4 protein-coding genes are annotated in these 5,474 nt (G+C 70.7%); 2 read left to right on the top strand and 2 right to left on the bottom strand.

Annotated features, from left to right (window positions below):
* Window positions 1-436 precede the first annotated feature (436 nt).
* Window positions 437-1,735, bottom strand: coding sequence for a DUF445 domain-containing protein (locus ACFWX1_RS40495; protein WP_378395178.1), 1,299 nt, complete (start codon window positions 1,733-1,735; stop codon window positions 437-439).
* Between the two features lie 29 nt (window positions 1,736-1,764).
* On the opposite strand from ACFWX1_RS40495, the gene ACFWX1_RS40490 reads away from it, so the two are divergent.
* Window positions 1,765-2,931 (top strand): pyridoxal phosphate-dependent aminotransferase, encoded by a 1,167-nt coding sequence (locus ACFWX1_RS40490; RefSeq protein WP_378395177.1) that lies wholly within the window; start codon window positions 1,765-1,767, stop codon window positions 2,929-2,931.
* 34 nt (window positions 2,932-2,965) lie between these two features.
* On the opposite strand, the gene ACFWX1_RS40485 is transcribed toward ACFWX1_RS40490, so the two are convergent.
* Window positions 2,966-3,466 carry an RNA polymerase sigma factor gene (locus ACFWX1_RS40485; protein ID WP_378395176.1) on the bottom strand — a complete coding sequence of 167 codons (501 nt, stop codon included), beginning with the start codon at window positions 3,464-3,466 and terminating at the stop codon, window positions 2,966-2,968.
* Window positions 3,467-3,847: 381 nt separating this feature from the next.
* Between ACFWX1_RS40485 and ACFWX1_RS40480 the strand changes: the two genes are divergently transcribed.
* Window positions 3,848-5,200, top strand: a complete 1,353-nt coding sequence (locus ACFWX1_RS40480) for a hypothetical protein (protein ID WP_378395175.1) — start codon at window positions 3,848-3,850, stop codon at window positions 5,198-5,200.
* Window positions 5,201-5,474: the final 274 nt, after the last annotated feature.

Below are 5,474 nucleotides of genomic sequence, written 5' to 3'. Positions count from 1 at the left end.
GGCGGGAGGTGGGGTTGGTGGTGAGTGGTGTGTTTTGGGCGGGGGTGGTCCCCACACCCCTCCTCCCAGAACCCGTGTTGGCGGACTTTGAACGTCCCTTACGCGTCGTTCGCGACACGAACGCACCCCGTCTCGCGAGCGAAGCGATCCTCCGAAGTCCGTGAAGGACTCCTTACCGGCATTGAAGTCCGTGAAGGCCTCCTTCACAGCGCCCAGCGCCGGTAAGGAGTCCTTCACGGCACGATTTCCCTTGCCGCACCGAACTTTCCACAGCCCGGCCCCGTTGTGGACAACTCGGGCCCTCAGCGGCTTTCGCACGGGTTCTGTCGTGGCGGGGCGATAGACTGTTGCAGGGCTGCCCCCCAAGGGAAGGGTGGGGGAGGGGGTTAGCCGGGAGGGGGGTCCGCGGTGAGCGGGAGCGGTTGCGGGGCCGGGGTCAGAAGAGCAGTTGTGCCACCGCGTAGATGACGAGGCCGGCCAGGGCGCCCACCACGGTGCCGTTGATGCGGATGAACTGCAGGTCCCTGCCGACCTGGAGTTCGATCTTGCGTGAGGTCTCCTCGGCGTCCCAGCGTTCCACGGTGTCGGTGATGATCGTGGTGATCTCCTTGGCGTAGTTGCGCACCAGATACGCCGCGGCGCCTTCCACCCAATCGTCCATTTTGGACCGGAGCTGGTCGTCGGACACCAGGCGGCCGCCCAGCGAGCGGAGGCCTTCGCGCACTCGCCGCCGCAGTTCGCTCGACGGGTCTTCGGCCGCGTTGAGCAGCATCTCCTTGGTCGAGGCCCAGGCCGTGCCGATCAGCTTCTGGACCTCCTGGTGCTCCAGCACCTGCGTCTTGACCTGCTCGGCCCGCGCCATCACCTCGGGGTCGGTCTGCAGGTCCTGCGCGAACTCGCCGAGGAACTTGTCCAGCGCCAGCCGCATCGGGTGGTTGACGTCGGTCTTCACCGCCCACGCGAACGAGAGCACCTCGCCGTAGACCTTGTCCGCGAGCATCTCGTCGACGAACTTCGGCGACCAGCTCGGCGCCCGGTCGGAGACCACGCGCAGCATCGTCGTGTGGTTGTCGCGGACCCATTCGTAGCCGCGGTCGCACATCAGGTCCACCAGCTTGTGGTGCGCGCCGTCGGCGAACACCCCGGCCAGGATCTGCCCGATCGGCGGTCCCCACGGCTTCGCCATGACCCGCTTGACCACGGCCTGTTCCATGATCGCCTGGACGTCCTCGTCGCGGAGCACCTTCACCGCGCCGCGCACCGCCGTCGCCAGCTCGGAGGTGACCCGCTCGGCGTTCTCCGGCTGCGAAAGCCAGGTGCCGAGCCGCTTGGACAGCTCCACGCGGCGCAGCTTGTCGCGGACGACCTCCTCCGAGAGGAAGTTCGTGGACACGAAGTCACCCAGGCTCGAGCCGAGCGCGTCCTTCTTGTTCGGGATGATCGCGGTGTGCGGGATCTTCAGCCGCAGCGGATGCCGGAACAGCGCCGTCACGGCGAACCAGTCCGCCAGCGCGCCCACCATGCCCGCCTCGGCGGCGGCCCGCACGTAGCCGACCCAGCCCGGCCAGCCCGCGGACTGGGCCCAGCTGGTCAGCAGGAAGATCACGGTCGCGCCGAGCAGGAACGAAAGCGCGACCCGCTTCATCTTGCGCAGGCCGCGCTGCTTCTCGGCCTCGGCCGCGGCGCCGCCGGGCGGGTCGGCCGGAGTCGTCTTCGCGGGGATCAGTTGCTCCACGACGCCATTGTCCGTGAGGATGGCTCTTCGTGCGCGAACCTGCTCTCGTCCCCCGCCTCCAGCCGTTCACGTCGACCATCTTCGCCCAGATGACCGCGCTGGCCGTCAAGCACGAAGCGATCAACCTCGGCCAGGGTTTTCCCGACACCGACGGCCCCGCCGGCATGCTCGACGCGGCCAAGGACGCCCTGTACGGCGGCGCCAACCAGTACCCGCCCGGCCCCGGCAGGCCCGAGCTGCGCGCGGCCATCGCGCGGCACCGGTCGCGTTACGGAACCGAGTACGACCCGGACACCGAGATCCTCGTCACCGCGGGCGCCACCGAAGCCATCACCGCGTCGCTGATCGCACTCACCCAGCCCGGCGACGAAGTCATCGTCATCGAGCCCTACTACGACTCGTACGCGGCCGCGGTGGCGATGGCCGGCGCCGAACGTCGTGTCGTCGGGCTCGTCGAAGGCCCCGACGGGCGCTTCGGTCTCGACGTCGGCGCGTTGCGCGCCGCGGTCACCCCGCGCACCCGCGCGATCCTGATCAACTCGCCGCACAACCCGACGGGCACCGTGTTCACCCGCGCGGAGCTGGCGGCGCTCGCGGCGCTCTGCGTCGAGCACGACCTGATCGCGATCACCGACGAGGTGTACGAGCACCTGGTGTTCGACGACGCTGAGCACATCCCGCTGGTCACGCTGCCCGGCATGCGGTCGAGGACGGTGAGCATCTCGAGCGCGGGCAAGTCCTTCAACTGCACCGGCTGGAAGATCGGCTGGGTCTGCTCGACGCCGGAACTGGTCGCAGCGGTGAAGGCCGCGAAGCAGTTCATCACGTTCGTTTCCGGCGGCCCGCTGCAACCGGCTGTCGCGCACGCGCTGGACCACGAGCTGCCCTGGGTCGACGGCCTCCGCGACAGCCTCCAGGACAAACGCGACCGGCTGGCCGCGGGCCTCGCCGACGCCGGGTTCGCGGTGCGCCGGACCGCCGGGACGTACTTCATCTGCGTCGACGTCCAGCCGCTCGGCTTCACCGACGCCGCCGAGCTGGCGTGGGAGTTGCCAGGACGAGTAGGCGTCGCGGCCGTCCCGGTCAAGGTGTTCACAGATCACCCGGACGAGTGGAAACACCTGCTGCGTTTCGCGTTCTGCAAGCGCAACGAGGTCATCGACGAGGCCATCACCCGATTGCGCAAACTGGGCTGACACCGACCGGCGGACTCGTCTGATCACTGTCCGTTCAGCCGCGCTGGAAGCCTTCGGCCTGCAGTCTTCGCCGGACGCGCTCACAGCACCGGCGTCGCAGCGTGGCGACACTCGCCGGGCTCACGCCGAGATCGGCGGCGATCTGGGCGATCGACAACTCCGGCCGGTGCGCCAGGAGGTACAGCAGCCGCCGCGACCGGTCGGGCAGATCGGCGACCACGCTCCACAGCTTCTGATCACGTTCCGCGAGCACCACGCGGGTTTCGGGCGAGGGCTCCGGAGAGCGCGGCGGCGCCGCGCCCTCCCGCGCCCGCCTGGCGATCATGCGTGCCGAGCAACGTCGCGCGGTGGTGCACAGCCACGCTTCCAGCCGGTCACGATCACGCAGCGCGCACGGTTTCCGGAGCAGTTCGAGCCACGCCTCCTGGCACGCGTCCTGCGCGTCGGCCTCGGCGAGGTGCCGCGCCACCAGCCGCCGCACCACCGCGGGGAAGAGCCTGCGCACCGCGTCGTCCCAGTCCTCGTCCCACCACACCGCCGTCCCCTTCCACCCCGCCCGGCGCAGCGCCGGACTCGACCACCGAACGCGACTTCGACGGCACGCTCCGCAGCACGGATCCGGGAAACATCAGGTCAACCGGCATTTGAGTACTTCTGCGCAGCCGCCCGGTCGGCCGCCCCAGGTCGGGAAAAATCACACTGAGAGTGATCAACTTCCGACAACTAGCCACCGAAGCCGGTACGCCCGTTCCGCCTTACGGGGTGGATACAACGCCGAAGAGATGAAAGACTCGCCAGCGGTGCTAGAAAGAGGGCGAGCACCGGGGGAACTGCGACCTGGCCGGAAGAGACCCCAGCAAGAGCAACCTCAAGTGGCGCAACGCTTGAGCTTCAGGCGCGGACGGTGGTGGTGGCGGTGACTGGCACGGCGGAAGTTCGCCGCGACATCGCGCTACCCGCGCCCGGACCGGTGGAAGCCACGCTCCCGGTTCCCGCTCCGGCACACGCAAGCAGGTTCCGCGGCCCACGCCCGTGGGCGGCCCCGTTGCCCCGGCCCGCCGCCCGGATTCTCCTCGCCGGCGGCCTGTCACTGGCAGGCTGGCTGCTCGGCGCGGCGCTCTCGAACTCCGCCGCGTCCGCCGACGAAGCCCCGGGCACGCCCGGCGATACCGCCGTCACCGCACCGGCTCCGGCTTCGCACGCGGACAAGCAAGCGAAGCGGCCTCACCGCCAGCACAGGTCACCCGTCGATTCGCCGACGACTCCGTCCACCAATTCGTCCACAACGGACACTTCAACCGGAGAAAGCGGTTCCGGGCGGCCGGTCACAGCCAGGAGCACGAGCGCGAGCGGGCAGGTGGTCGCACAGCGGAACACCGCCGTATCGACGGCTCCCCAGCCGCAAGGCCAGCCCGCGACATCCGCACCGCTCAACCCGGCACCGGCCGGCGGCGCGCCGGAATCGAGCACGCCGGAACCCGGGATCTCGCGAGCTGCCGAGCAGCAAAGCCCCGCGGCGTCCGCGTCCGAAGCAGCCGACACCCAGCCTGCCGCCGACCTGCCACAGGCACTGCCGCGTCAGGGACCCGGGCTGCTCGGCGGGCTCGTCGGCAGCCTGGTCGGGCTCGTCGGGAACACCCTTGGCGGCGTGGTCGACACACTCACGGGCACCGTCGGCACCGTGCTCCCGCCGCTCGCCCCGACGCCGACGTCACCATCCTGCGAACCCGGCCCCATCGTGCGGGCACCGCTCGACGACATCCTCGACCCGGTGTTTTCCGGCGGCGGGACGTCCGGCAGCGGCACCGTCACCGCGACGCGGCCGGCCATCCAGATCACCGTGCCCGGCGAAGCACGCCCGATCGTGACACTGCCCGCGGCACTCCCGGCCGCGCCGGCGACCCCGGCGGCAGCCTCATCACAGCATCCCGCCGCGTCCGATCCGGCGCCGCGGGCATCCGTGTGGTCTCCGGTGACACCGGCCGCCACCCCTGCCGCGCCGGACCGGCCGCGCGATTCCGGCACGCACGCCAGGACCGACGGGGGCGGCGGAGGCGGCGGCCTGCCCGGCGCCCCGAACGCGCCGGTCGTAGCGCCCTCGACCAGCATCAACACCAGCCACGACAGCCCTGGCGGCGCCCGCCAGCCGCTGGCCGTGCACACCGACGAGGTGACTGTCACCCAGCTCCGCCTGATCGGCGTCAGCCGCGACCACGCGGCCGACGGCGCGGGCCGGGAAGCAGCCCTTCCCGCGACCTCCCCCGACTGACCGTCGGACCGGGTCAGCGGGGAGAAGAACGCCCAAAACAAGATCAACTTTCGGGCCTCTGCCGCGGCTATCCGCGACGTTTCCCCTGATACAGCGCATTATCCGTGACTTCTTCACGTCTGCTGTCTCCCTCGGCAACCGCAGGGGCTTTCGACCCATCAGCTTCCCGACCGGCCGACCGCGCCCGGCTGGATCGGGTCCTGGGGGGGGGCGGGCGCGGGGGCGGCCCGCCCGGCGCGCGCCCCCCCCGCCGGGGCCCGCGGGGGGGGGGCGC

This window comes from Amycolatopsis sp. NPDC059021 (assembly GCF_042739895.1).
GTDB lineage: Bacteria > Actinomycetota > Actinomycetes > Mycobacteriales > Pseudonocardiaceae > Amycolatopsis.
Note: the sequence above shows the minus strand (reverse complement) of the source record. Positions and strands in the feature narration are given on the sequence as shown.